Genomic DNA, 25,267 nt, shown 5'->3' on the forward strand with positions numbered 1-25,267 from the left:
CGCCTGATATCGGGCGCGGCGGCACTCACTGTATTCCGGATTCAAGGACCGATTTCCCATGAGCGCAACGCCTTCGTTATTGCAGCGTTACCGCCACGCCTGGCGAGACTCCTGGCGCCAGCGCAAACAGATGGACAGCGTGCAGCGCCTGCCACATGAAGCGCAGTTTCTTCCCGCCGCGCTGGAGTTGCAGGACACCCCCGTGCATCCGGCACCGAGAATCTTTGTCTGGAGCATCATGGGGTTCGCCGTGTTGGCGCTGCTGTGGGCCTGCATCGGCAAGATCGAAGTGGTGGCGGTCGCGCCGGGCAAGATCGTTCCGAATGGCAAAACCAAGCTGATTCAATCCAGCGAAACGGCGGTGGTCAGGGCGATCCATGTCAGTGATGGTCAGGCCGTGAAAGTCGGCGAGTTGCTGGTCGAGCTCGACCCGACGGCAGCGGACGCCGATGTCAGACGGATTCAGAGTGACCTGCTGGCAGCACGTATCGACAGTGCCCGCAGTGCAGCGATGCTCGATGCGATCAATCAGCAAAAGCCACCGGCATCGCTGATCGGAGCGATTGCCAACGCCAACCCAGAGCAGGTGCTCAGCGCCCAGCGTTGGCTGCAAGGGCAGTATCAGGAATACCGCAGTAACCTTGAGTTGGTAGACGCGGAAATCCTTCAGCGCAGCGCCGAAATCCAGTCTGCCCAGGCCCAGGTGGCCAGCCTGCGACAAACCGTGCCGATCGCCACGCAACTGGCCGAGGACTACCAGCGGCTGTTGGCGCAACAGTACGTGGCGCGTCATGAATACCTGGAAAAGGAACAGGCCCGACTCGACTTGCAACGTCAATTGAGTGTGCAGCAAGCCAGCGTGCTGCAATCCACTGCCGCCCAGGGTGAGGCGCGGCGTCGACGCGAAGGCGTCGTTGCGCAGAATCGCCGCGCCATGCTCGACCTGCAACAAGAGGCCAACCAAAAAGCCGCGAGCCTGGTTCAGGAACTGGCCAAGGCCCGCTACCAGGAAACCCTGACCAGCCTCAAAGCCCCGGTGGACGGCACCGTCCAACAATTGGCCATCCACACCGTCGGCGGCGTGGTCACACCGGCCCAGCCGTTGATGGTCATCGTCCCGGCGGATCAGCCGGTCGAAGTGGAAGCGATGCTGGAAAACAAGGACGTCGGCTTCGTCCGCGCCGGCCAACCGGTCACGGTCAAAGTAGAAACCTTCACCTTCACCAAATACGGCACCGTCGCCGGCGAAGTGCTCAGCGTCTCGAACGACGCCATCGAAGATGAAAAACGCGGGTTGATCTACAGCAGCCGCATTCGCCTGAAGTCCGATCACTTGATGGTCAATGGTCAGCGAGTGGCGCTGTCGCCGGGGATGTCGGTGACGGCGGAAGTGAAGACGGATCAGCGTCGGGTGATCGAGTACTTCTTGAGTCCGTTGCAGCAGCATATGGATGAGAGTTTGCGAGAGCGTTGAATGTTGCTGCAAAGGAGGAGCGTGCGAGTGATGCGGTTATTGAAGTTTGTATTGGCGGCGATCGGTTTTCTTACCGTGTTGAAGTATGGCGTCATCACCTTACTGGGCGTGACCTTTGATCCCGATGAAGAGGTGACTATCCAGGTTTATCCCTCACCGACTGGACAGTACAGCGCCGCCCATGTCTCCCGCTCGGGAGGCGGGGTAGCTCCATTCTGTTCTGACGCGGTGGTCGTATTTAACCGCCTGTTGGATGTAAATGACGTGGTTAAGAACGATAACTACCAGGTTTATTCGAGTGAGTGCGGCAGCTTTTTTGATCACGCGCTCTCGCCCAACGTGCAGTGGGAATCTGATGACGATGTGCGAATTGATGTTGCGATTGGGGAAGCGCGGGTATTTAGCCGCAAGGTAGATCTTCGCGGGACGGATGCCTCGGGGAACGTGCAGGTCAGGTTTGCGGCTTATCGTTGAAGAACGAGTGGTGTGTTGTGCGCAGTAAAGCGACTGTCGGCCAATCAGAGTCAATACAGGAAGTAGGAATGGAGTTTTAAGGCAGGAGCAGCGCGCTTTTTACAGCAAGTATTTTTTGATGGCGGTTTTTTCCGGCGTCTGCGTATTTTTACTGCTCAAATTCGTCGTGAAAATGCCCGGTACGTTCTTTGGTGACCTTTATCCTGATTGGAGGGCGTTGATTTGTGTGAATATTTTTATTGGGTTGTATTTGTCGGGTAGGGAGGAAGTTTTGATCGTTTGTTTTGCTCGTTTATATGTGCTGTTGAATTTTTAATTATTTGGGTTTTTTACAGGGTGTTGTCTTGGTTGTCTGTCGGCTAATTCAAGATGAATGGAACTAGGCGTTGGATAAAGGGGGCGGATTTATTTTTCAGAGTGGTTCTGGCTTCAGGAAATAAATCTGTCCACTTTAGTGGTCTCGATAAGGTTTTGGTTGAATAAAAATTGTCTGTGGGTTGGTAAGATTTAAGTGGCGTTTGTTGAGGATAAAAAAGTGGAGTTAGTCATGCATAGAGTGATAAGTGTCCTGCGCAATTGGGTTATAGGTGGCATGTGTGTTTTGTTGGTAGCCTGTTCAGCACCTATATCAATAGTAAAACCCTTGGATGTCTCTCGGGCTAACCAGTCCGCCAGTGCGCAGTTTGTGGTTAACAAGTCCGGCGATTACAGATTCGCTTTGCTATTTGCGAAGGGAAATGGTTTGGCTGAAATAAATAAGCAAATTAAAATATGGGGTGATCTTAATCATGAAGGTGTAGCTATTCCCATACACCTTCGGGTCTTGAAAGATGAACAGGTTTACTTTGATGAGGAATTGGTGACAACAGGTGTGCAGTGGGGGCAGGGGATTGAGTATGAGGGGCGGTATGTTAATGCAGCAATTCGGTTGATTGAGGTTTTAGAGTTGGTGCCTGGAAGTTGTACCGTCGAAGTTAGTACTCTTAAGGATCGGGAAGCGTTCGGGGTATAGAGGGGTTTGTGAAAGTTACTTATTACAGCCCAAAGCATTGAAGCGATTTTTTTAAGTTGATCAGGGAGCGTCAGAGTGGATAAGAAGTACAGTGTGACTTATAAGGTTGCAAAGACGGATGCGGAGTACGTTTATCAACAAAATAAAGGCGATTACAAAGCGGGCGATACGCATGCTTCGTCTGGCGGACACATAAACGGGGACAGACCACGTTTTTTAAACTGCGCAGCTGTAAGCCATCGATTTAATCGTGGTCTGTCCCCGCTTTTCGTCCCCGCTTTTCTTTTAGCCGGTCCTTTAGTGGTCTTATGTTGTTGGCAATCTAAAAAAAGGAGTTGGTTGTGCATGGAGTTATAAATATATTGCGCAAAGGGGCTATTGCTCTGCTTTGTGTGTTGTTAGTGGCCTGTTCAGATCCTCTATGGATAGTTAAACCTATGGACGTCTCTCGAGACAATCAACAGGTATCTATGGATTTCGTGGTCAAGAGGGTGGGTGAGTACAGATTTGCATTGTTGTTTGTTCGAGGTAAGAACTTGGTGGAAATGAACAGGCAAAGTGAGATATGGGGCGAAAGTGGCGGAAAAGGCATTTCAATACCCGTGCACGTTAGAATTTTTAAAGATAGAAAGATTTTTTCTGACGAAAACATTAGTACCAATGGGGTGTTTTGGGGGCAGGACTTTGAGTATCAAGGTAAAACGTTGAATACAGCGGTCAGACTCATCAAGACTTACGAGTTACCTGCTGGAGCTTATTCCGTTCAGGTCAACACCCTCGAAGATGTAGAGGCGTTTCGTGGAGTCGAAATTTATATAGAGTTTGCTTATTATAAGCCAAAGCATTGAAGCATTTTTGTTAGTAAGGAGGAGAAAGGGGACAACAGGAGAAAGGGGACAGATTTATTTTTCTGAATGGTTCTGGCTTCAGAAAATAAATCTGTCCTCTTTAGTGCTCCCCTTTAGTGGGAGTTTTGCCTGGAAGTTAGTCGGTTGAAGTCAGCACTCTTGATGATTTGGAGCGTTCCTGAATATCGAAGGCTTCGTAGAGGTTTGTTACTATAACCCCTTGCACTAACATGGCTTTTTTAATGTATTTGTTTTTAGTGTCGAAAACGGAGTTTTTATGTGTGGAATGATGAATGCTTTACGCAATGGCGTTGTAAGTGCTGTGTGGTTTTTGTTGGCAGCCTGTTCAGCACCTGTGTCAATAGTAAAGCCTTTGGATGTCTCCCAGGCTAACCAGTCCGCGAGTACGCAGTTTATGGTAAGGAAATCCGGAGACTACAGAATTGCTTTGCTGTTTGCCAAGGGGCATGGTTTAACCGAAATAAATAAACAAATTGAGGTGTGGGGTGATTTAGATAATGAAGGTGTAGCTATTCCCATACATCTTCGGATCTTGAAAGATGGTCAGGTTTACTTTGATGAGGTATTAGTGACAGCAGGTGTGCAATGGGGGCAGGGAATTGATTATGAGGGGCGATATGTAAATGCAGCAGTTCGATTAATTAAAATACTAGAGCTGGTGCCTGGAAGTTATTTTGTTGAGGTTAATACGCTTGATAAGCTGGATGCGTTTCGGAGTATAGAGGGGTTTGTGAGTTTTTCTTACTATAATCCAAAGCATTGAAGCAATTTTAAGTTGGTGAAGGATCGTCACATTGGAAAAGAAGTATAGTGTCATTTATAAGGTTGCAAAGACGGACGCGGAGTACGTTTACCAACAAAATAAAGGCGATCACAAAGCGGGCGATACGCATGCTTCGTCTGGCGGACATATGTGGTATTCCTTGAGTGATGGTGCAGGAAATAGGAAAAGTTACGGCTTCGAATCCGTTTACGGCGAGATGCGTGGTCTAGGGCAGGTGGGTAATTATGATGATGCTGGGTACAAGGAGACAGTGTATGAAGTAAGTGTTGTATTGACTGAAGATCAATTTAATAAACTAAAAAATTTCTCGGAAGACCCCCAATCAGGCGGGTTTGATAATACGCGCTACAGGCTACTTACTAATAGCTGTGTGGATTTTGTATACGCGTCTTTGAAGACCGTCGGTTATAACGGTAAGGGATTCGAAGGTGCTTTTTTTCCTGCTGATAACGTTAGTCATGTAAATGATTTACTGCATACTTATGGCGCCCAAATCATTCGTGACGATTTAACACGGCATGGTGAGTACTATGAAGCAAAAGATGGCCAGCAATGCTTGTGGCTTGGCGTGGGTGACATTTCTACGGCCACTCATACATCCAACCTGATCAACATCGACATCAACCCATCCCCCCAACCCCAACAACACATCCAGGGCGAAAGCAAAGCCCAGCAAGACGTCGCCAACGGCTTCATCCAAAACGCCGCAACGCACAACATCTTCGCCGTCGGCGGGATTCTCAACAAAACCGATTTCACCTCCACCCAAATGGCCAGCCTGGCCTCGGGCGGTATTCGTCCGGGTGAAATGCAACTCGATCCCAACGCTCGGCCCAATACCTATCTGTCGAATTTCTACCAAGCCCCAAACAGTACCAAACCGGATTTCAGTCTGCGCAATGCCGTGACCCTGAACGGTTTGTCGGCGATGTCGACGTTCAACACTTACGTTGACCCGCTGTTGCTGGATCTGACCGGCAATGGCGTGCACATGACCGACATCCGCGACGGTGTGCTGTTTGATACCGACCACAGCGGTACGGTCAAGCGCAGCGGCTGGGCGGATCGCAGCACCGGCATGCTGGTGATCGACGATGGCAGTGGCCAGATCAAAGACGTCAGCCAGATGTTCTCCGAGTATTACGGTGGCAAGGCTGGCGTCAACGGCGCTGCTGGCGAGACGCGGTTCAAGGACGGTTTCGCGGCATTGGCCAGTGAAGACGCGAACAAGGATGGCGTGATCGATCAACGCGATCCGATCTGGAGCAAGTTGCGGGTCTGGGTTGACGGTACGCATGACGCGAAAGTCGATGCTGGTGAGCTCAAGACGCTGACCGAGTTGGGCATCACCCAGATCAACGTGCGCGCGGCGACGTCTACTCAAGCTGAAATGCGTGACGGCAACCGGGTGCTCGCCACCGGTTCGTTCACCATCAATGGCAAAAGCCAGGAAGCGCTGGCGGTGGATTTCCTTGGCGATCCGGTCAGCAATACCCTGACCAGTCAGGGCACCGGTACGCGAGTGACTTCGACCACCAGTGGCATCAACAGCAGAACCACTAGCGCGTATGCCAGCCAGAGCACCATGGGTGAAACCCTGGATGCGGCAAAACTGGGCGTGAACAATTTGTATGGCGGCAGCGGCGACGACACCTTGATCGCGGCGCCTGCTGGCGGTTGGCTGGTGGGCGGTGCGGGCAGCAACACCTATAACGGCGGCGTGGGCGATGACGTATTTGTCATCAGTGCCTCGGACAATCCGGTGAACATCCACGGCAATGGCGGTCATGACACGGCGATCATCGTCGGTGACAAAGGGGTGGTGCTGAACATGGCCCGCGCCGGTCTGACCATCGCCGAAGGGGGTGGCGGCAACGACACGATCATGAGCGGCGGCACCGGCAGTGCCTTCATCAAGGGCGGCTCCGGCAATTCGACCCTGGTGGGCGGGTCAGGCAACGACGTATTGGTCGGCGGCACTGGCCACAACACCATCATCGGCGGCAGTGGCAAAGCGGTGATTTATGCCGGGCCACAGGGCGACACCATTTACGCCTCCGAAGCCGGCAGCATCATCCATGCGGGTGGCGGTGCCGATAAAATTTACGGCGGTGCCGGCAACGACATCATCGAAGTCGGCCACGGCAACGCGACCATCGACGGTGACGGCGGGATCAACCTGGTGACGCTGCACGGCAACCATGGCGACTACCGGATCACTCGCACCGCGACCGGTTATGAAGTGGCCGACAAGGTCGCCGGGCGTGATGGCACGGTCACGCTGACCAACATCCAGAAGCTCAACTTCTCGGACATTTCGGCTGTAGATCTGCTGACCCCGAACGCGATGCCAGTGGCGGATGTGCTCACGCTCGACAAGGCTGGCAAGGCCTTCGATCGCACGCAGGTGCATATGATCAGCGCCGACAGCCTGTTGGCCAACGATCAGCGCCTCAATAGTCAGGGCGCGCTGCATATTGCCAACGTGGGTGACGCGGTCGGCGGCTCGGTCAGTCTCACCGCCCAGGGCGATGTGCTGTTTACCCCGGATGCGCGTTACACCGGTCTGATCAGCTTCAAATACGGTGTGGCCGATGCATCCGGCAATCTTTCGGCGTCGGTGGTGGACCTCAGTAGCGGGCAGACCGCACCGATGCGGGCCGGTGTCACGTTGCTGACGCCGGAAGTGCCGCTTGATCCGCTGGCGGCTCAGGAATGGTACTTGAGCGATACCAACGTGCTGCCGGTCTGGAAGGACTACACCGGCAAGGGCGTACGCATCGGTCAGTTCGAGCCGGGTGGCCAGTTCGCCACCGCGCCGGAAATCTTTGATATCGCCCACCCCGACCTTGCGCCGAATGTCGACAAGGCCTGGCTGCAAACGCAGCAGACCAATGGCACCTTGCCGGGTCTGGTGTCCAACCACGCGACGATGGTGGCGGGTGTCATGGTCGGGGCCAAGAATGGCATCGGCGGCGTGGGCGTCGCCTACGGCGCGACGCTGGGCGGTTACTACCTGGCCGGTAAGGGCGATGACTTGGCGGGGCTGGGGCATATGGTCAGTTTTGACATTGCCAACAACAGCTGGGGTTTCACCAATGACTTCGCCCTCAGCAGTTTTCAGGACGGCACGTTCACAACCGCCACGGCCCTGAGCATGAATGCGCAGTACGCGGCGAGTAACGGCCGTGGCGGATTGGGTACGATCATCGTCGCAGCGGGCGGCAATAGCCGTGCAACCGGCGGCAATGCCCAGGGGTCGCTAACCAACAACAATCGCTTTTCGGTGGAAGTCGGCGCGATCAACGCACAGGGCGATTTGTCGACCTTGCAGATCGGCTCTTCACCGTTCTCCAACCCGGGCGCGAGCCTTCTGGTCTCGGCGCCGGGCAGCAATGTCGTGTCCACCAGCCACATGCTGGAAACCGAACGCGGTTCCACCTTCGGCAACGACTACACCAGCATGCAAGGCACCAGTTTTGCCGCGCCGATCGTTTCCGGTATCGTCGCGCTGATGCTGGAAGCCAACCCGAACCTGGGTTATCGCGATGTGCAGCAAATCCTGGCGCTGTCGGCGCGCAAGATCAACGACCCGTCCACCCAATGGAGCGATAACGCCGCCCACGGCTGGAACGGTGGCGGTATGCACACCAGCAACGACTATGGCTTTGGTGAAGTCGATGCGCGCGCCGCCGTTCGGTTGTCCGAAGCCTGGATGACCCAAAGCACCGGCGCCAACGAATACGTCTATAGAGCTTCCAGCGGTGCCCTCGGGAAACCGTTGGCGGCGGGTGCGACGCTGACGTCGTCCATCGCGATGAATGCCGGTCTGAATGTCGAACACGTCGAGATCGATTTCGACGCTCAGGTTGGCCGTCTTGGCGATCTGACGCTCAAGCTGATTTCTCCCGATGGCACGCAGAGCATCCTGCTCAACCGTCAGGGCAAAGTCCCGGATGGCATGCCGGGCGCGAGTGCAACCGACGTCGGCAGCACGCAGTCCGGGTCGTTCAAGTACACCTTCATGTCGACCCATGACTTCGGTGAGCGCTCGGCGGGTAACTGGACGTTGCAGGTGACCGATTCGGCTTCCGGTCTGCCGGTCACACTCAACACTTGGTCGCTGCGTTTGTACGGCAGCAAGACCACCTCGGACGACACCTATTTCTACACCGACGAATACCTCAAATCGGTGGTCGGGCAGGCCAACCGTGCGGTGCTGGATGACGCGGTCAATGGCGTGGCGGGCGGGCGTAATACCCTTAATGCGGCGGCTGTTTCGGGGGACACCTCGGTCAACCTGCTGACCGGTGTCGCCAGCATCGGCGGCGCGGCGTTGACGGTGAAAAATCCGTCGGGCATTCAGAACATTGTCACCGGCGATGGCAACGACACGCTGGTGGCCGGCAAGGCCGATGCCTTGCTCGACGGCGGGCGTGGCAACAACACGTTGACGGGCGGTGCGGGCAAGGACTTTTTTGTGGTCCATCGCCGTGACGCGGGCAGCGATACCATCAGCAACTTCGAAGCTGCCCGTGGCGAAATCGTCGATCTGGTGGGGTTTGCCGGAAAGAAATTCGCCGATCTGCAGCTGACGCAGCAGGGGGCGGACGTCAAGGTTGATCTGGGCAAGGGCCAGAGCATCGTCCTGAAAAATCTGGCACTCGCTGGCATCACCGCAGCGAACTTCAAGTTCCAGGACAGCTTTGTGGCGCCGACGGCTTACGTCAACAGCGATGCTTCGGCGGTCAAGCCGCAAGAAGGCCTGGGCACCGTGGTGCTCAACGGTGGCGGTAAAGGCGTGATGTACAGCAGCGACGCTCAGGGCAAAACCGTGGCCTCGCTGAACGGCACGATCTACAGCCATGACAGCGCAACGTCGGATGTGTTTGTGGTGTCGGCTCAACCCGGCGCCAAGGATTACAGCAACGCCTTGCGCGGGTTCCGGCATGGCGTCGACAAGATCGACCTGCGCCAGACCGGCGTCACCGATTTCAGCCAGTTGACCGTCGAACACCAGAACCGCGCCACCTTCAATGGCCTGACGCAGATTCATGGTGTGTACGTGACGCGCAGCGATTCGAACACCAAGCTGTTGTATCTGGATGCGCTGGATGTGGCACAGGTCAGCGCTTCGGACTTCCTTTTTGCCGATCATGCGCCGGCTGTGGTGACGCCGGTCGGACCGGTGCCGCCAGTGGTCGTGCCGCCAACGATCACCGTGCCGGGTACATTGACGCCGATTATCGATCGCCCTGGCATCGACAAACCTGTGGTGGTCGGACCGCTGCCGCCGATTGATCTGCATCCGACCATTGTCGTTCCCGACCCGGTCCTGCGACCGTCAGTCACGATTCCGGTCTTCAAGTTGCCGGAGACCAAGACGATCGAGCAGATCCTGGCAGAACGCGGTGTCGACCTGAACCCGAAAGTGCCGGAGCGTAAAACTGTTGAGCAGATCCTTGCCGAGCGTGATGCGAATCGCGGTGCGACGACGGTCCCTGAACGCAAAACCATCGAGCAGATTCTCGCCGAGCGCGGTGTCGGTTCGCTGGAACCGTCGAAAGTGCCAGACATCGGCCCGGTCGGACGTGATGTGGCTGGGCGCACGCCGATTGATATTCCGAGCCCACGGCCGATTGTCATCCCGGATATCCCGACGGTCGATATCGCTCATCGAGACCTTGATCTCCCGACTCGTCGACCGGTAACCGTTCCTGACGTCATCGGTGCGCAAGATCCTCGGCTGAAGTTTGATGACACGTTCGGCGGGGCCGCATCAACGGCAGACACCACGTTTGCATCAATTCGAGACAGAATCCGTGGCGGTTCAACACCTTCGACAGCGGACCCTCTGCCGCCCGCCACCGACCCCAACGTCATGACGGTCAAAGGCTTCTTCGCCGATGTCACGCTGGGTGACGAGAGCAAGACCATCAACGTCGAGGCCTCGAATGCCAAAGTGGTTGCCGGCAACGGTGACAACAAGGTGAACGTGACGGGCCGCCGGGGAGATATCACCCTGGGCAACGGCAATAACGTTGTGACAGGTGACGTCAACAAACTCACCGTCGGCCATGGCAATAACACCATTACCGACTCCGGCTCTTTCACCACGGTGAAACTGGGGGATGGCAATAACAAGGTGCTGGTCAGCGGCAACATGCCGACAGTGGAAGTCGGGCACGGAGTCAACGACATTGAGTTCAGCGGCGGGATGGGAGAGTTGGTGTTCGGCAAAGACATCAGTCCCGATCGTCTGTGGTTCCAGCACGAAGGGCAGGACCTGCAGATCTCGGTCATTGGCAGCAAGCAGGAGGTCACGCTGCATAACTGGTATGCCAGTACCCCTGAGCGTCCACGCGACATCATGACCGGAGACCGCCATCGGTTGATGGGCAATGATGTCGAACACCTGGTCCAGGCCATGGCGGCGTTCGCGCCGGCGGCACCGGCGACCATGACCTTCGGTGCTGCCGAGCAACAGGTATTGCAGCCTGTGCTGGCGGCCAACTGGATGTAACCACCACACGTTGACTCGGTAACACGGCCCGCGATGGTTATCGCGGGCCTTCGACCGTCTCGTTCGAGACCGGTCATGGCCTCATGATTCGCCGCCGGTACCCCAGGCATTGGAATTCATTGCTTCCAGTTAATAGGAAGCATTACTATTCACGCCTTATCCCCACAGCACACCGCAATGACCCCCAAGCTGCCCCCCAGACACGGCTTTTTCGAGCACTACGAAGAGTTGGTCGGGACCTGGACCCGTCGCCTGAGAAATCGTCAGCAGGCCGAGGACCTGGCCCACGACACCTTTGTGAGGGTGCTTGAGTCCGATTCGGCGACGGTGGAACAACCTCGGGCGTATTTGCACCAGACCGCACGCAACATCGCGGTGGATGGTTATCGGCGTGAGGATCGGCGGGGCGCGATGGCGTCGGAGGCGATCGATCACAGTGTGTCGTCGTCCGGCGACCCGGAGCATTTCATGCATGCGATCCAGTTGGCGGACTCCATCGAACGGGCGCTCACCGAGCTGCCGATCAATTGCCGCAAAGTGTTTGTCTGGCAGAAGATCGAAGGCCTGACTCAGGCCGAAATCGCCGACCGCCTGGGGCTGTCCAAGAACATGGTGGAAAAGTACATGATCCGCACGCTGCGGCATCTGCGTGACCGCCTTGACGGACTGCAGTCATGATCGGCCGTGCCTTCTCCTCCCCAGCCAAACAGGAACTTCCATGATGGATACTCGTGATTGTGCGTGCGGGCAAACAACGGTTCGCGACGCTGCGGCGTGCTGGTTTGTGCGTTTGCAGGAACCTGCGATGAATGTCGAAGAGTCTCGGCATTTCGAAGCCTGGCTGGACGAACACCCTCAGCATCGCGACGAATTCCAGTTATTGCAGGGCGTGTGGACGGCGGCTGATTTGCTGCCGGCGGCGCGTCTGCAAGCCTTGTGTGAAACCGTGCCGGCGCGCAGCAAGCGCCGCCCGCTGATGCGTTATGCGGTGGCCGCCGGTGTGTTGGCCGTCGCGCTCGGTTTGGGGCTGTTCAGCGGCTTGAATCCTCCGACGATCTACACCGCCGAATTTTCCACTGCGCTGGGTGAGCGACGTCATGTGGCGTTGCCGGACGGTTCGGTGATCGACCTGAACAGCCGCAGCCGCGTTCAGGTGCGCTATGAAAACGACCGTCGCAGCATCGAGCTGATCCAGGGCGAAGCGATGTTCAGCGTCGAGCACGACACCCGGCGGCCCTTCGTGGTCGAGGCGGGCAGCAGCAAGGTCACGGTCACCGGCACCCGTTTTGATGTGCGCCGTGACACCGCCCAAACCCGGGTCGCGGTGGAGCAGGGCACCGTCAAGGTTCAGGGCCGTACAGCGCTGGACAGCGATTTCATCAGCCTGACTGCCGGCCTCGGCACGCACATCGATGCACAAGGCAACGTCGCGGCCGCCTACGCGGTCAATCCTGCCGAGCTGACCGCCTGGCGCAGCGGCAAACTGGTGTTCAACAACGCCAGACTTAGCGACGTCGCCGAGGAAGTCTCGCGCTATCGGGAGAAACCGCTCACCGTCGGCAACGACAACGTGGGCAATCTGCGCCTGACCAGCGTGTTCAAATCCGACAACACCGACGCGTTGCTCAAGGCCTTGCCGAGCATTCTGCCGGTAGCCGTGCGCACCCTCGATGACGGCAGTCAGGAAATAATTTCAAAATAGATTCAGGTTTTTTTCGAGTTCATCGTCTTCTTGTCCAGCTGCAACTGGTTTGCATTAACAAGCGCACACTCTTGCGATCCACAGGACTACGTTCGACGTGAAAAAATCCACCGCTAAAAACAACAGATCTTCTTGGTTGCACCTCGCTCTCGCCCTGGCCGTCTGCACGGCGCTGCCCCAGGTCTTTGCCGCCGACGCGATTCACATCCCGGCGCAACCCCTGGGTCAGGCCCTGAGTCAACTGGGCCAGCAAACCTCGCTGCAGGTGTTCTTCAGCCCTGAGCTGGTCGCCGGCAAACGGGCCCCTGCGGTGGACGGTAACCTCTCGCCAGAAGACGCGTTGCGCCAGCTGCTGCAAGGCAGCGGTCTGCAATACCAGATCGATGAAGGTTCGGTCACGTTGATGCCAGCACCGCCTTCTGCTGCGAACGGCCCGCTGGAACTGGGCGTGACCGACATCAAAGTGGTCGGCGACTGGCTGGGTGACGCCGATGCCGCCGTGGTGCAGAACCACCCCGGCGCGCGTACGGTGATTCGCCGCGAGGCGATGGTCGAGCAGGGCGCGATGAACGTCGGCGACGTGTTGAAGCGCGTGCCCGGTGTGCAAGTGCAAGAGGCCAATGGCACCGGCGGCAGCGACATTTCCCTGAACGTCGGCGTGCGTGGCCTGACTTCACGCCTGTCGCCACGCTCCACTGTGTTGATTGACGGCGTGCCGGCAGCCTTCGCCCCGTACGGCCAGCCGCAGTTGTCCATGGCACCGATTTCCTCCGGCAACCTCGACAGCATCGACGTGGTTCGCGGCGCCGGTTCCGTGCGTTACGGGCCGCAGAACGTCGGTGGCGTGATCAACTTCGTCACTCGCGCGATTCCGGAAAAAGCCACCGGTGAAATCGGCTCCACCCTGGAAACCTCCCAGCACGGTGGCTGGAAGCACATCGATACGGCGTTTCTTGGCGGCACCGCAGACAACGGCATCGGTATGGCGCTGTTGTACTCGGGCGTGAACGGCAACGGTTACCGTGAGCGCAACAACGGCAACGACATCGAAGACGTGATCCTCAAGACCCACTGGGCACCCACCGATGTGGACGATTTCAGCCTCAATTTTCACTACTACGACGCCAGCGCCGACATGCCCGGCGGCCTGACCCAGGCGCAGTTCGACGCCGATCCGTTTCAGTCCGATCGCAACAACGACAACTTCAGCGGACGCCGCAAGGACGTCTCGTTCAAGTGGGCACGGCAGATCGACGACCGCACTCAGGCCGAAGTGCTGACTTACTATTCCGACAGCTTCCGTGGCAGCAACATCGCTGCTCGCGATCAGAAAACCCTCGGCTCGTTCCCGCGTACTTACTACACCTTCGGGATTGAACCGCGGGTGTCCCGTGTGTTTGATGTCGGCCCGACCACCCAGGAAGTCAGTGTCGGTTATCGCTACCTCAAGGAAGGCATGCACGAAGAGGCGAGCCGCCTGGCGCTGGTCAACAACGAGCCGGTCGCGACCAAGAGCTCGGATGGCCATGTCTATCAGGACCGCACCGGCGGCACTGAAGCCAACTCGGTGTACGTCGATAACAAAATCGACGTCGGTAACTGGACCATCACCCCCGGCATCCGCTTTGAACACATCAGCACCGACTGGCATGACCGCCCGGTACTCGACACCGCCGGCAAACCCGTGCTGGAAAAGAACCGCAGCATTGAAAGCAACGAGTCACTGCCGGCCCTGAGCGTGATGTATCACATCTCCGATGCCTGGAAACTGTTCGCCAACTACGAAACCTCGTTCGGCAGCCTGCAGTATTTCCAGCTCGGCCAGGGTGGCACGGGTGACAACACCGCCAATGGCCTGGAGCCGGAAAAGGCCAAGACCTACGAGGTCGGCACGCGCTACAACAATGATGTGTGGGGCGGGGAAGTGACGCTGTTCTACATCGACTTTGATAAAGAGTTGCAGTACATCAGCAACGATGCGGGCTGGACCAACCTCGGCGCGACCACGCACCAGGGCCTTGAAGCCTCGGTGCATTACGACATGGTGGCACTGGACCCACGGCTCGACGGCCTGACCGCCAACGCCGGCTTCACCTACACCCGCGCCGTTTATGAAGGCGAGATCCCAGGTTTCAAGGGCCGTGACCTGCCGTTCTATTCGCGTCAGGTGGCGACTGCCGGCCTGCGTTACGACATCAATCGCTGGACCTACAACCTCGATGCCTTTGCCCAGTCCAAGCAGCGCTCACCGGGCGTGGCAGTGAACGCTGATGGCAGTTTCAGCGGCAACTACATCACCGAAGGTACCGCGGACGGCCAGTACGGCGACATCCCGGGTTACGTCACCTGGAACGTACGCGGCGGCTATGACTTCGGCGAACAGCTGTCGAACCTGAAAGTCGGCGCGGGGGTGAAGAACGTTTTTGACAAGCAGTACTTCACCCGATCGAGCGACAACAACTCGGGGATGTACGTCGGCGCACCGCGCACGTTCTTTGTGCAGGCCAGCGTCGGGTTTTGATAGACCTGTGGCGAGGGGGCTTGCCCCCTCGCCACAATTCAGACTTTCAACACCTTCCCGCCAATGGCCACCGCCACCAGCAACACCGCCATCAACCCAAAGGCAAAACTCAAACTGCTGCCATGGGCGATAAACCCGATCAACGCAGGCCCCGCAAGAATTCCCGCATACCCCAGCGTGGTAATGGCCGGCACGGCGATGCTTTCGGGCATCACCGTCTGTTTGCCCACCGCGGTGTACAGCACCGGCACAATGTTCGAGCAGCCAACCCCCAACAATGCATAACCTACCAGCGCCGCTTCCCAACTCGGTGCGAAGGTCGCCACAAACAGGCCCGCCGCGGCCGTCAAACCACCAAACACAATCACCCGCGTAACGCCGAGGCGACGCACGATCGCATCACCGGTCAAGCGCCCGACGGTCATGGTCAACGCAAACGCTGCATAACCCAGCCCCGCATACGCTGTGTCGATTCCCCGCTCCTGTGCCAGAAACACCGCGCTCCAGTCGAGTGCCGCGCCTTCGGCGAGGAACACGATGAAACACATCCCGCCGATGAACAACACGATGCCATGGGGAACGGCAAACGCCGGCCCCGAACTTTCGCTGCCGTATGGCAATAGGTGCGGTGCGGCCTTGAACAGGGCGATCAGCAGCATCACGATCACCACCAGCGTTGCCCCCAACGGTGAAACCCCGAAGCCGAGCAGGGCGCTAACGCCCGCCGCACCGACAATCCCGCCAAGGCTGAACAGCCCATGAAAGCCCGACATCATGGTCTTGCCGCTGGCCCGTTCGACGATCACCGCTTGCAGGTTCACCGTCGAATCCACCGTGCCAAGGCCCGCGCCGAACATGAACAACGCGACAATCAACGCCGGAATCGTCGACACCGTCGCCAACATCGGCAGGGCCGCACAGATCAGCAACACCCCGGCGCTCACCACCCGGCGACAGCCGAAACGCGTGGCCAGCATCCCCGCCATCGGCATCGCCAGAATCGACCCCACCCCCAGGCACAACAGCAGCAAACCGAGCGTCCCTTCATCCAGCTCGGCCCGAGCCTTGGCGTAGGGCACCAGTGGCGCCCACGCAGCGATGCCTAAACCGGCAATGAAAAAGGCGATGCGCGTGGACATTTGCTCCAGGCGTCCGGGGATGACGGGCGCAGGTGTGTTGAGGGCAGTCATGAAAAATCCTTGGCGTTGCGGGTTGCTGACAATGGCAGAGGAGCATCCTTGCATATCAGACAGCGTGTCGCGACCCAGTCGAACACGGTGCAGCGTGAACGATCGGACCAATCCTTGAGTGCGTCCTGCCAGCTGGCGTTATAGCCCCGATCACCCTCGGCATATTCCTTGGGACCTTTCCACATTTCGCCGACACAAAACTGCTGATTACCAAACAAGTGTTCATCCAACGATTAACGTTCTCCGGTGCATAGCCTCTGACAAAATCGAAGCGCAGACCCTGGGTACCGTAATGGTCGCGCAGATTGATGAATTCGGCAGCATCCAGATGGTGGTGAACCCGTCCCGTCCGATCTGACCGGCCGTACCCTCCAGTACCGCATACCATTTCTTCGGGGTGTTGCGACTGGAGTACCAGTGAAAGCCTTGCAGCAGTTGGATGGGCTGTCTGATGTCACAACTGGCAGGTTGCAGTAATTGTTTTGCGATAAGAAGCGGGGGGTTAAATAACCGGATCGTTGCGGTCTTCTTCCGGGAGCCCCTAAAGTACAGGTTCTTTTCTGGCTGATTTCAGGACCGATCCATGACGCCGTTTTACGATGCTCGAGGCAATATCTACGCGGTTGTAGCGCCCGAGGCCGCGCGCGGTGCGGGTATCGATTTACCTGAGCGGGCCGATCCGGCAGCGCAAACCCGCGAGGCATGGGCGCTGCCGGCCATCGAGGCGTTCTGCGGCTGGGCGCCTGGTACACAACCGTCCGGCAGCAAGGACCATCGCTGCGATGGCTTGCTGGTCGGTCCGTTTCAAGCGGCGCCACCCTTCGATCTGCTGATCGTCAACACTGACGGTACCCTGGCTGAGCGCAGCGGCAATGGGCTGACAATTTTCTCTCAGGCCCTGAGCGAGCAAGGACTGCTGCCGAGCGAGAACGCTTGTTTGCTCAGGGTTCATCACGACAAGACGGATGCTGTTTCGCCGGTGGAAACATCGGTGAAGCCGGCGCAGGTCGATGACGTGCAGGGGTTCTGGCTGGATCTCGGGCAACCGTCGTTCGGGCCGGCGGCGGTGGGTGCCCGAGGGGTTGCGAAGGAGGTGCTGAACGGTCGCGAGGTCAGCCATGTGCTGGCGTTGTCATCACTTGATCCCGCAGGGTCTCGAAGCCAGTTCGTGCGCATCGGCAATCCACATTGCGTGACACTTTTAGATAACGTCGCTGCATTGCCGAGCAATGAGCAGATGCGCGAGCCGGGGTTGTCCAAAGGGCTGACGCGTATCGCTTACGCCATGCCGACCGGGGCAGGGGAACCGTGTCCTGCTGGCGTCAATCTGCAATGGGCGATGCTTGAGTCTGAAGGGCGAGTCGTCGCGCGGGTATTTGAACGCGCAGAAGGTCCGACGGCGTCGTCGGGCACCAGCGCCAGTGCGGTGGCTTGCGCCGCATGGCGGGTGGGTTGGGTCAGTGCCGGGGAAGTGAAGGTGGTGATGCCCGGCGGTACGGCGCCGATTTTGTTGGAAGAACAAGACGGCGAGTTGAGTCGGGTCAGGTTGTTCGGCACGGCGCGGTTGATGGAGTGAGTTCGAGACCCCCATCGCGGCATAGGTATCTAGCTGGCCCACGAGGGTTGTCGCGATAACTGCGATGATTACGCAATGGTCATGCACGATTGGTCTCGGCTCAATTATATGCACCGCCACAGCAAGGCTGATCGCCTGCAAATGAGCGAGTCAGGCGTGTGCAGTAAGTGGGCGTCTGATGCGGGCAAAGGGTAAGTTTTCCGAGCAAACAAGGGACTTTTTGGTCCATCTGTCTGATCGACAAATGAAACGCTCGCAGCCGGTAAGGGCCAGCCGAAGACTTTAGAGACGTGTAGATACCTATGCCGCAATGAGGCCAGTTGCTTCACTCAAGAATCTCAGGAATCCCGCTCATTCTCATACCGATCCATCGTATCCCGCGCAATCTCCCGCCCCAGCGCGATCAGTTCCGGCGCTTTATAGAACTCGAAAAACCGGCACACCCGTTTGGGCACGTTGATCAAGATATCCGGCGGATAACCGGCGATCTTGTACTGAGCCAATGAGGTTTGCATCACCTCGAAACTCTGGTTGATCAGGTCCAGCAAAGAGGCCGGGCCGACGTTGTCGATGATGAACGAGCCTGTCGCAGATTTCGGGGCGCCCGCGCGTTCTGGGGCGGCTGCCGGTTGCTGGGCTTCGGGTTCGGCGGATTCGATCCACGGGTTGATCTCGGCCGCTTCTGCCATCAACGCTTCCTTCTCCAGCAGCAGCAATTGTTCCGCCTGTTTGCGGCGAAATGGCAATTTTGAACCGAGTGAGTTGATCAGACTGTCGAAACGACTCTTGAACGCCGCCGGGCGCTGGATCACCGGCAATTGATAGTGGCGCTGGTTGGTGGAGTTGAGGTTGACCGCGATGATCAGGTCGCAATGACTCGACACCACCGGCACGATCGGTAAAGGGTTGAGGATGCCGCCGTCCACCAGCATGCGATTGCCTTGCATTACCGGGGTGAACAGGCTGGGAATCGCCGCCGAGGCGCGCATGGCCTGATGCAGGCAGCCTTCCTGGAACCAGATTTCCTGCTGGTTGGTCAGGTCGGTCGCCACCGCCGTGTAAGGGATGCGCAGGTCTTCGATATTGATCTCGCCGACGATCTTGCGGATCTGCCCGAAAACCTTCTCCCCGCGAATCGCGCCCAAGCGAAAACTGACGTCCACCAGCCGCAAGACGTCGAGGTAGTCCAGGCTTTCGATCCAGTCGCGATATTCGTCGAGTTTGCCGGCGGCATAAATCCCGCCGACCACCGCGCCCATGGAGCAACCGGCGATGCAGGCGATGTCGTAGCCACGCCGCTCGATCTCTTCAATGACACCGATATGGGCATAGCCCCGGGCTCCACCTGAGCCCAGCACCAGTGCGACACGCTTTTTCATGAATCGCCCTCGTCTGACAAGGTTCAACAATGCACCCATCGAGGGGCGCGCTTCAATCGCTAAGGTCGTTTCGTGAGGCGGGTGCGTCGTTTTTTCGACACTCCGTGGCGGCAGATGGGTATTCTCGCGAGCGCTAAAGTTTCCGCGGTGGGACCAAGGCACTTTTCACGCGCCAGACCGTCTTAACTGCACGACTGTTGACCTATTTTTGAGGTGTGAGTGATGAAAACCTGGATCTGTGTGCCATTGATTGCCCTGGCACTCGCCGGTTGCGCCGGCAAAACCGCTTATCGTGACAGCTGCGCCAACGGGATCGATGCCGCGTGGCATGAGCTGGACCTGGCCAAGGCTGAAGGTTTCGCCGGGAATGTCAGTTACTCCAAGGCGCTGTCGCTGTTGACCGGCGCCAAGACCCAGCAGCAATTCGAAGCGTTCGAAGGCTGCGCCAAGAAGGCCGAGAAGGCGCGCTTCTATATTCGTGAGTCACGCGCGGGCCGTTGAGGCATGATGTAGGCAATTGGGGGAATTCGATTCAGGGAGCAAGCGATGTCTGCCTTGATTGATCGGTTGGTGGCTCATGTCGTGGGCCTGGAAGTTCGTCTGCTGGCCTGTCAGGCACGCTTGAGTGCCTGCACCGACCCTGAAGCGTTGCACGATCTGCGCACCACGGTTCGCCGTTTGCGCAGTCTGCTGCGGCCATTGCGCGGCTTACCCGGGGTCGAACAGCTGGAAGCGGCGGCGTCCCGGGTCGGCGACCTGACCACGCCGTTGCGCGATCGCGAAGTGCTGGCGGCGTACTTGCTCCAGCATGACCAACCCGAGGCTGCCCATCGGCGCATGGCGCAAATGGCCAAGGCTTATCCGGCGGTGGCGGCAAGTCCTGAAGTGGCGCAGTTGCTGATGATCCTCGACGCCTTTCCGCGTTTTTTGCGGGCCTCCCAGCGTCAGGGCTTGCTCAAGGGCTTGCGTCAGCGCATCGAAAAACGTCTGGCCAACCAATGGAAAAAACTCGATAAGGCCCTGCACGATCCTGCCCATGATCGTCATCGTTTGCGCTTGCTGATCAAGCGTGTGCGCTATGGGATCGAAGCCTATCCCGAGCTTGATCGATTGCCGAAACCGGCGCTGCCCGGACTCAAATCGGCCCAGGGTGCTTTGGGCGATTGGCACGATTGCTGGCAATGGCTGGCCCGGTCCGAACAGGAGGCCGATTTGCAGCCCTGCGTCGCAATCTGGACAACCACCATGGCCAAGGCCGAAGACCGCGCCGACCGCGTCCTCGACAAACTCAGTGCCGCCTGTTTCAAATCCTGAAACCACCACATATTAGAGCTATGTAGCAGCTGCCGAAGGCTGCGTTCGGCTGCGCAGCAGTCGCTAATCCGGTTATCTCGGTGATAGCTGTAAAATCGAATTGGCAGGTTTTACGACTGCTGCGCAGCCGAACGCAGCCTTCGGCAGCTGCTATGTATGGACTCGCCCCCACTGTCTACCCGCTTTTGAAAAACCGCCGCCCCGTTGCATCTATGTATTAGGCCTATTCGAGGAAACCGTCTTCGGCTTCTGGCCAAAATTGGAAGAGCTCGTGGTATGCCGATTACAGTCAGGCCTCGAAGGCCAGTAGCAGCTAAGGCATCAATCCACGCCGGTCTTACCTGGGGTCAATTTTTTTTCAGCAAAGGGCCGGACAGTTAGTACCTCGGTGGCAGAACTCTGTCGCTCAGTGGCTCATCGTCGCTTGCTGGCCATCACCAGCCTGGCGACGATAAGTCTGGTCATTCTGTAGAAGCACCCAGACGATTCGCAGGTTGCGGTTGGCTAACCTGACCGCAGCCTCCTTACGGCCCAGTCGGCTCATCCAGCGCAACAAGCGGCGGTCATCGGGTTGCTGGGAATCAGGTCGTAGTTGTTGCAGTACCGCATGAGCTCCCTGGATCATCAGGCTGCGTAAATAAACATCGCCTCGCTTGGTCATGTCCCCCAGCCGGACCGTCTGCCCGCTGCTGTGCTGGTCAGGCACCATGCCAAAGTACGCGGCAAACTTGCGGGCATTGGGAAATCGCTCAGGCTTGGTTTCCTTGGCCACCAGTGCCGTGGCAGTGACTGGGCCGATGCCGCGCACAGTCATCAGTCGCTTCGCCGTCATGTCGGCGTTGGCGGCCACTTCCAGGCGCCCCGTCAGCACGCTGATGCGTTCGCCCAAATGGCGCCACTCGGCCAACAGTTCGTCGATCAGTTCACGCAGCAGGCCCGGCACCGGCTGGGTGGCATCTTCCAGTACCCGCGGAATTTTCTGGCTGATCGCAACATCGCCCTGCGCCAAGGCCACGCCGTGCTCGAGCAGCAGGCCGCGCATCTGATTACTCACCGCCGTGCGTCGACGCACATAGCCTTGGCGGGCGCGATGCAACGCCTGCATTGCCAGCGCCGCAACGCTTTTGACCGGCACTGCGTAGATCTTTTCATCGCGACCAGCCCGCAGAATCGCCAGCGCATCGTTGCGATCATTTTTAGGCCCGCTGCGATGGGTGGCCACCAAACCGGCTGGAAGAATCCGCGCCAGATTGCCTTGCTCTTGCAACTGCCGGGCCCAGGCTTGAGCACCCGGACCGGTCTCCATCAGAACCACGACATGAGGCGGCAACTGGCGGAGAAACTCATAAAACGCCTCGCGCGACTTGATCCGTCGCTCGTAGTGCACCTGGCCGAAGACGTCTTCACCGGCGACCTGAAAGACCTGCTTGGCCAGATCGACCGCCACAGTTGTGCAGGCCGACAAATCGGAAGAAGACAGGGATTGATCAATCGAAGTATGCTTTTTCATGGACTCGCCCTCGCTGTCGTTGGCTGTTTAGACTGCCACCGTGGCGCATTGACGCCTCGGCTTGGGCGAGTCCATCCAATTACAAGGGGCGGCGGTACTATCCGGCCTATCTGTCCGCCTCTTTGGCCGGAATAAGCGCTGTGCCGTCCTCGCAGGCTGGTTAAGATCTCTTCATCTTTTCCCGCACCGAGGTTTTCATGCGTTTTTCCGATCTGCTCGACGCTGTTCGCAGCCAGCCGCTGGAGCTGTCTATCCCGGCCGAATGGGCTCAGGGGCGTGCCAGTTTCGGTGGCCTGGTGGCCGCCTTGCAATACGAAGCGATGCGCGCAAAAGTCCCGGCGGATCGTCCGGTGCGTTCGCTGGCGATCACCTTTGTCGGCCCTGTCGAGCCTGATGTGCCGGTCAGCTTTGAAGTCGATGTGCTGCGCGAAGGCAAAGCGGTCAGTCAGGTGCTGGGCCGGGCGATGCAGAAGGGCCAAGTGGTGACGTTGGTCCAGGGCAGCTTCGGCGCCTCGCGACCGTCGGAAGTGGCGGTAACCGCCGAACCGGCACCCGAGATGAAGCACTGGGACGATTGCCAGGAGTTGCCTTACATCAAAGGTGTGACCCCGGAATTCATGCGGCATCTGGCAATGCGCTGGAGCGTCGGCGGTCTGCCGTTCACTGGCAACACATCCCGCGAGATGGGCGGCTGGGTGCGCTTGCGCGGGGACGTTAAGGAAGAGGCGGTCAGCGAGTCGCATATCCTGGCGTTGGTCGACGCCTGGCCACCGGCGCTGTTACCGCACCTGAAGAAACCGGCGATGGGCAGTACGCTGACCTGGACCCTCGAATTCGTTCAGCCATTGCTTGAACTGAGCACGCTGGACTGGTGCAAATACCTCGTCGACATCGAGCATGCCGCTGACGGCTACGGTCATGCGGCCGCGAAGCTGTGGAGCGCGGACGGTCAGTTGATTGCCATGAGCCGGCAGACGGTGACGATTTTCGCCTGATCAGTGACGCTGGCCATGGCGATGCAGGCCGAGCGCTGCGAGCAGGCCGATCACACCGATCGCGACATTGGCGAAGCTCAGACTGAATACCCCCGAAACAATCAGCAGAAACGCCACGATGAACAGCGGCACGGCCATCAGGTGCAGCACCCGATTGGTCGGGTGCTGGTGATTGTTCGGGTACGCTCGCCATTGCCAGGCGGGCAGGTTGGGGTGACGTTTGCCCATGATGGTACTCCTCGATCCATGTTGAACACATGATTGAAGAATAGGCGTGGCACTTACGGGCGGCGAATCAAGGTTGGCTATCGAAGTGATAGGTGTCATGGTCAAATTTGATGTTGACCGGTCTGACGCCATCGCGGGCAAGCCTCGCTCCTACAGAATTGAGTCGTGGCGATAATTTGTGATCGACATCAATCCTGTAGGAGCGAGGCTTGCCCGCGAAGGGGCCGTCAAAGTTTGAGCTGCCCGATAGCCTTGCTCAATTCCCCGGCCAACGCCGCCAATTCATGACTGGTGGTCGCCGAATTCACAGTCTGCTGCACAGTGGTCTCGGTCACATCCCGAATGCTCACGATCGACCGGTTCATCTCCTCCGCCACGTGGCTCTGCTGCTCGGCGGCCACGGCGATCTGCGTATTGCTTTCGCGCATCTGCGCCACTGCGCTGGTGATTTCCGCCAACGCTGCGCCGGCCTCCTGAGCCTGCTGCACGCAATCGTCGGCCTTGAACGAGCTTTCCTGCATGAAGTCCACTGCGTCCCGAGTCCCGGCCTGCATCGCCGAAACCATGATTGTGATCTCGTCGGTGGACGTCTGGACACGCTTGGCCAGGTTGCGCACTTCATCAGCGACCACCGCAAAGCCGCGACCCATTTCACCGGCACGGGCCGCTTCGATGGCCGCATTCAGGGCCAGTAGATTGGTCTGCTCGGCAATGCTGTGAATCACACTGACCACACTGTTGATCTTCTGACTGTCCTCGGCCAGACGCTGAATCATCTCGGCAGTCTGCTGCACCCCGCTGGACAACCCGGCAATCGACTTCTGCACCCGACTCACCACTTGCTGCCCGCTGCCGGCCAGGGTGTCGGCGGTTTGCGAGAGGTCGCGAGTGGCGCCGGCGTGCTGGGCAATGTGATGGACCGTGGCGGTCATTTCGTTGATCGCCGTGGCGGCCTGATCGGTTTCGCTTTGCTGGCCGAGCATGCCGTGACGCACCTCGTTCATGCTCGACGCCATCCGCGCTGCGCCGATATCCAGTTGCCGGGCGGTGCTGGCAACGGTGTTGACCACCCGCTGGTAACCGGCCTGCATGGCGTTGAAGGCATTGGCCATCTGCCCGACTTCGTCAGTGCAGGCCAGCGGCACACGGGCCGACAGGTCACCGGTTTTCTCGACGTGAAGCATGACGTCCTTCAACGTATTGAGCTGGCTGAGCAGGAAGCGGATCAATAACTGCGAAGCGCCGAGCATCGCCAGCATCAGGATCGCTACCGCCACTGCATAGTTGGGAAAACGCTCACCAAATACTTGGGTCAGGCTCGGGCCATGGGCAATCACCGCGACCTGATTGCCATCCGTGCGCGTAAACACTTCGGCGCCCATCAACGGGTTGTCGCCAAACAGCGGCATGGCATTGATCCCGACCCAGCCGTTGGTATCGGCCAGGTCCAGTGCCGGCTGCCCGTTCAGCAACGGTGCCTGCCCGCGACTGTAAGTCAGCACGTTATCGGCTTTGGGTAGAGGTTGCCCGGCGGGCCAGGCGCCGAGCAGTCGCGCCTGGGCTTGTGCCGATGCCTGGGAGGCATGGCTGCGGGCCTGTTGTTCGAGTTGCACGGCATAGATCACCAGCAACAAGGTCGTGACAAAGGCGACGGCGTTGACCGCCCAGAATTTGTATTTCAGTGAGATATTGCTAAGCCAGGCACCCATGGAGGTC

General features: G+C 58.2%; 18 protein-coding genes and 1 pseudogene. 13 read left to right on the forward strand and 6 right to left on the reverse strand.

Annotation, left to right across the window (positions count from 1 at the left end; genetic code table 11):
- Nucleotides 1-58: 58 nt before the first annotated feature.
- The 9 genes from ACYZT3_RS09865 (at nt 59) to ACYZT3_RS09905 (ending at nt 15,359) form a co-directional block, all read left to right on the forward strand.
- The gene (locus tag ACYZT3_RS09865) at nt 59-1,474 is read left to right on the forward strand and encodes an HlyD family type I secretion periplasmic adaptor subunit (protein WP_282378565.1); all 1,416 of its coding nucleotides are present in this window, start codon (nt 59-61) and stop codon (nt 1,472-1,474) included.
- A gap of 27 nt (nt 1,475-1,501) precedes the next feature.
- Complete coding sequence (locus ACYZT3_RS09870; protein WP_462031985.1) at nt 1,502-1,948, forward strand: hypothetical protein; 447 nt, start codon at nt 1,502-1,504, stop codon at nt 1,946-1,948.
- 547 nt (nt 1,949-2,495) lie between these two features.
- Nucleotides 2,496-2,960: a DUF5625 family protein gene (locus ACYZT3_RS09875; protein ID WP_462031986.1), complete on the forward strand. Its 465-nt coding sequence runs from the start codon at nt 2,496-2,498 to the stop codon at nt 2,958-2,960.
- Between the two features lie 341 nt (nt 2,961-3,301).
- Complete coding sequence (locus tag ACYZT3_RS09880) at nt 3,302-3,808, forward strand: DUF5625 family protein (protein ID WP_462031987.1); 507 nt, start codon at nt 3,302-3,304, stop codon at nt 3,806-3,808.
- A gap of 277 nt (nt 3,809-4,085) precedes the next feature.
- Nucleotides 4,086-4,592, forward strand: coding sequence for a DUF5625 family protein (locus ACYZT3_RS09885; RefSeq protein ID WP_282378573.1), 507 nt, complete (start codon nt 4,086-4,088; stop codon nt 4,590-4,592).
- A 31-nt stretch (nt 4,593-4,623) separates the two neighbouring features.
- A complete protein-coding gene (locus ACYZT3_RS09890; protein WP_462031988.1) occupies nt 4,624-11,136 on the forward strand; it encodes a S8 family serine peptidase in 6,513 nt (2,170 codons plus the stop codon).
- Nucleotides 11,137-11,313: 177 nt separating this feature from the next.
- Nucleotides 11,314-11,814, forward strand: coding sequence for a sigma-70 family RNA polymerase sigma factor (locus ACYZT3_RS09895; RefSeq protein ID WP_462031989.1), 501 nt, complete (start codon nt 11,314-11,316; stop codon nt 11,812-11,814).
- A gap of 40 nt (nt 11,815-11,854) precedes the next feature.
- Nucleotides 11,855-12,838, forward strand: coding sequence for a FecR family protein (locus ACYZT3_RS09900; protein ID WP_462031990.1), 984 nt, complete (start codon nt 11,855-11,857; stop codon nt 12,836-12,838).
- A 97-nt stretch (nt 12,839-12,935) separates the two neighbouring features.
- Nucleotides 12,936-15,359: a TonB-dependent siderophore receptor gene (locus tag ACYZT3_RS09905; protein ID WP_462031991.1), complete on the forward strand. Its 2,424-nt coding sequence runs from the start codon at nt 12,936-12,938 to the stop codon at nt 15,357-15,359.
- A gap of 38 nt (nt 15,360-15,397) precedes the next feature.
- Here the strand turns inward: ACYZT3_RS09905 and ACYZT3_RS09910 are convergent, their stop codons facing one another.
- Nucleotides 15,398-16,549 carry an MFS transporter gene (locus ACYZT3_RS09910; RefSeq protein WP_462031992.1) on the reverse strand — a complete coding sequence of 384 codons (1,152 nt, stop codon included), beginning with the start codon at nt 16,547-16,549 and terminating at the stop codon, nt 15,398-15,400.
- Nucleotides 16,546-16,779, reverse strand: a complete 234-nt coding sequence (locus ACYZT3_RS09915; RefSeq protein ID WP_282378586.1) for a hypothetical protein — start codon at nt 16,777-16,779, stop codon at nt 16,546-16,548. The genes ACYZT3_RS09910 and ACYZT3_RS09915 overlap by 4 nt, the downstream gene beginning before the upstream one ends.
- A gap of 353 nt (nt 16,780-17,132) precedes the next feature.
- Here ACYZT3_RS09915 and ACYZT3_RS09920 point away from each other — a divergent pair, with 353 nt between their 5' ends.
- Entirely contained in the window at nt 17,133-18,125 is a 993-nt protein-coding gene (locus ACYZT3_RS09920) for a diaminopimelate epimerase (RefSeq protein ID WP_462031993.1), read from the forward strand.
- Between the two features lie 338 nt (nt 18,126-18,463).
- On the opposite strand, the gene ACYZT3_RS09925 is transcribed toward ACYZT3_RS09920, so the two are convergent.
- The gene (locus tag ACYZT3_RS09925; protein WP_282378590.1) at nt 18,464-19,504 is read right to left on the reverse strand and encodes a patatin-like phospholipase family protein; all 1,041 of its coding nucleotides are present in this window, start codon (nt 19,502-19,504) and stop codon (nt 18,464-18,466) included.
- A gap of 222 nt (nt 19,505-19,726) precedes the next feature.
- On the opposite strand from ACYZT3_RS09925, the gene ACYZT3_RS09930 reads away from it, so the two are divergent.
- Complete coding sequence (locus ACYZT3_RS09930; protein ID WP_282378593.1) at nt 19,727-20,005, forward strand: hypothetical protein; 279 nt, start codon at nt 19,727-19,729, stop codon at nt 20,003-20,005.
- Nucleotides 20,006-20,050: 45 nt separating this feature from the next.
- Nucleotides 20,051-20,818, forward strand: coding sequence for a CHAD domain-containing protein (locus tag ACYZT3_RS09935; RefSeq protein WP_282378596.1), 768 nt, complete (start codon nt 20,051-20,053; stop codon nt 20,816-20,818).
- A 406-nt stretch (nt 20,819-21,224) separates the two neighbouring features.
- On the opposite strand, the gene ACYZT3_RS09940 is transcribed toward ACYZT3_RS09935, so the two are convergent.
- Nucleotides 21,225-22,283, reverse strand: coding sequence for an IS110 family RNA-guided transposase (locus tag ACYZT3_RS09940; RefSeq protein WP_282383495.1), 1,059 nt, complete (start codon nt 22,281-22,283; stop codon nt 21,225-21,227).
- A 242-nt stretch (nt 22,284-22,525) separates the two neighbouring features.
- Between ACYZT3_RS09940 and ACYZT3_RS09945 the strand changes: the two genes are divergently transcribed.
- Nucleotides 22,526-23,323, forward strand: coding sequence for an acyl-CoA thioesterase (locus ACYZT3_RS09945; protein ID WP_282378599.1), 798 nt, complete (start codon nt 22,526-22,528; stop codon nt 23,321-23,323).
- A 12-nt stretch (nt 23,324-23,335) separates the two neighbouring features.
- Here ACYZT3_RS09945 and ACYZT3_RS09950 read toward each other — a convergent pair.
- Nucleotides 23,336-23,551 (reverse strand): annotated as a pseudogene (locus tag ACYZT3_RS09950) (Mpo1-like protein); the annotation flags it as partial.
- A 227-nt stretch (nt 23,552-23,778) separates the two neighbouring features.
- Nucleotides 23,779-25,260, reverse strand: coding sequence for a methyl-accepting chemotaxis protein (locus ACYZT3_RS09955; protein ID WP_282378600.1), 1,482 nt, complete (start codon nt 25,258-25,260; stop codon nt 23,779-23,781).
- Nucleotides 25,261-25,267 lie beyond the last annotated feature (7 nt).

It is taken from the genome of Pseudomonas sp. MDT1-16, from assembly GCF_054898115.1.

Bases quoted from the DNA above. Each gene is read 5' to 3' on its own strand.
- ACYZT3_RS09920 (WP_462031993.1), top strand. From the start codon at position 17,133: ATGACGCCGTTTTACGATGCTCGAGGCAATATCTACGCGGTTGTAGCG.
- ACYZT3_RS09930 (WP_282378593.1), top strand. From the start codon at position 19,727: ATGAAAACCTGGATCTGTGTGCCATTGATTGCCCTGGCACTCGCCGGT.
- ACYZT3_RS09910 (WP_462031992.1), bottom strand. From the start codon at position 16,549: ATGACTGCCCTCAACACACCTGCGCCCGTCATCCCCGGACGCCTGGAG.
- ACYZT3_RS09945 (WP_282378599.1), top strand. From the start codon at position 22,526: ATGCGTTTTTCCGATCTGCTCGACGCTGTTCGCAGCCAGCCGCTGGAG.
- ACYZT3_RS09955 (WP_282378600.1), bottom strand. From the start codon at position 25,260: ATGGGTGCCTGGCTTAGCAATATCTCACTGAAATACAAATTCTGGGCG.
- ACYZT3_RS09925 (WP_282378590.1), bottom strand. From the start codon at position 19,504: ATGAAAAAGCGTGTCGCACTGGTGCTGGGCTCAGGTGGAGCCCGGGGC.
- ACYZT3_RS09875 (WP_462031986.1), top strand. From the start codon at position 2,496: ATGCATAGAGTGATAAGTGTCCTGCGCAATTGGGTTATAGGTGGCATG.
- ACYZT3_RS09895 (WP_462031989.1), top strand. From the start codon at position 11,314: ATGACCCCCAAGCTGCCCCCCAGACACGGCTTTTTCGAGCACTACGAA.
- ACYZT3_RS09865 (WP_282378565.1), top strand. From the start codon at position 59: ATGAGCGCAACGCCTTCGTTATTGCAGCGTTACCGCCACGCCTGGCGA.
- ACYZT3_RS09935 (WP_282378596.1), top strand. From the start codon at position 20,051: ATGTCTGCCTTGATTGATCGGTTGGTGGCTCATGTCGTGGGCCTGGAA.
- ACYZT3_RS09900 (WP_462031990.1), top strand. From the start codon at position 11,855: ATGATGGATACTCGTGATTGTGCGTGCGGGCAAACAACGGTTCGCGAC.
- ACYZT3_RS09885 (WP_282378573.1), top strand. From the start codon at position 4,086: ATGTGTGGAATGATGAATGCTTTACGCAATGGCGTTGTAAGTGCTGTG.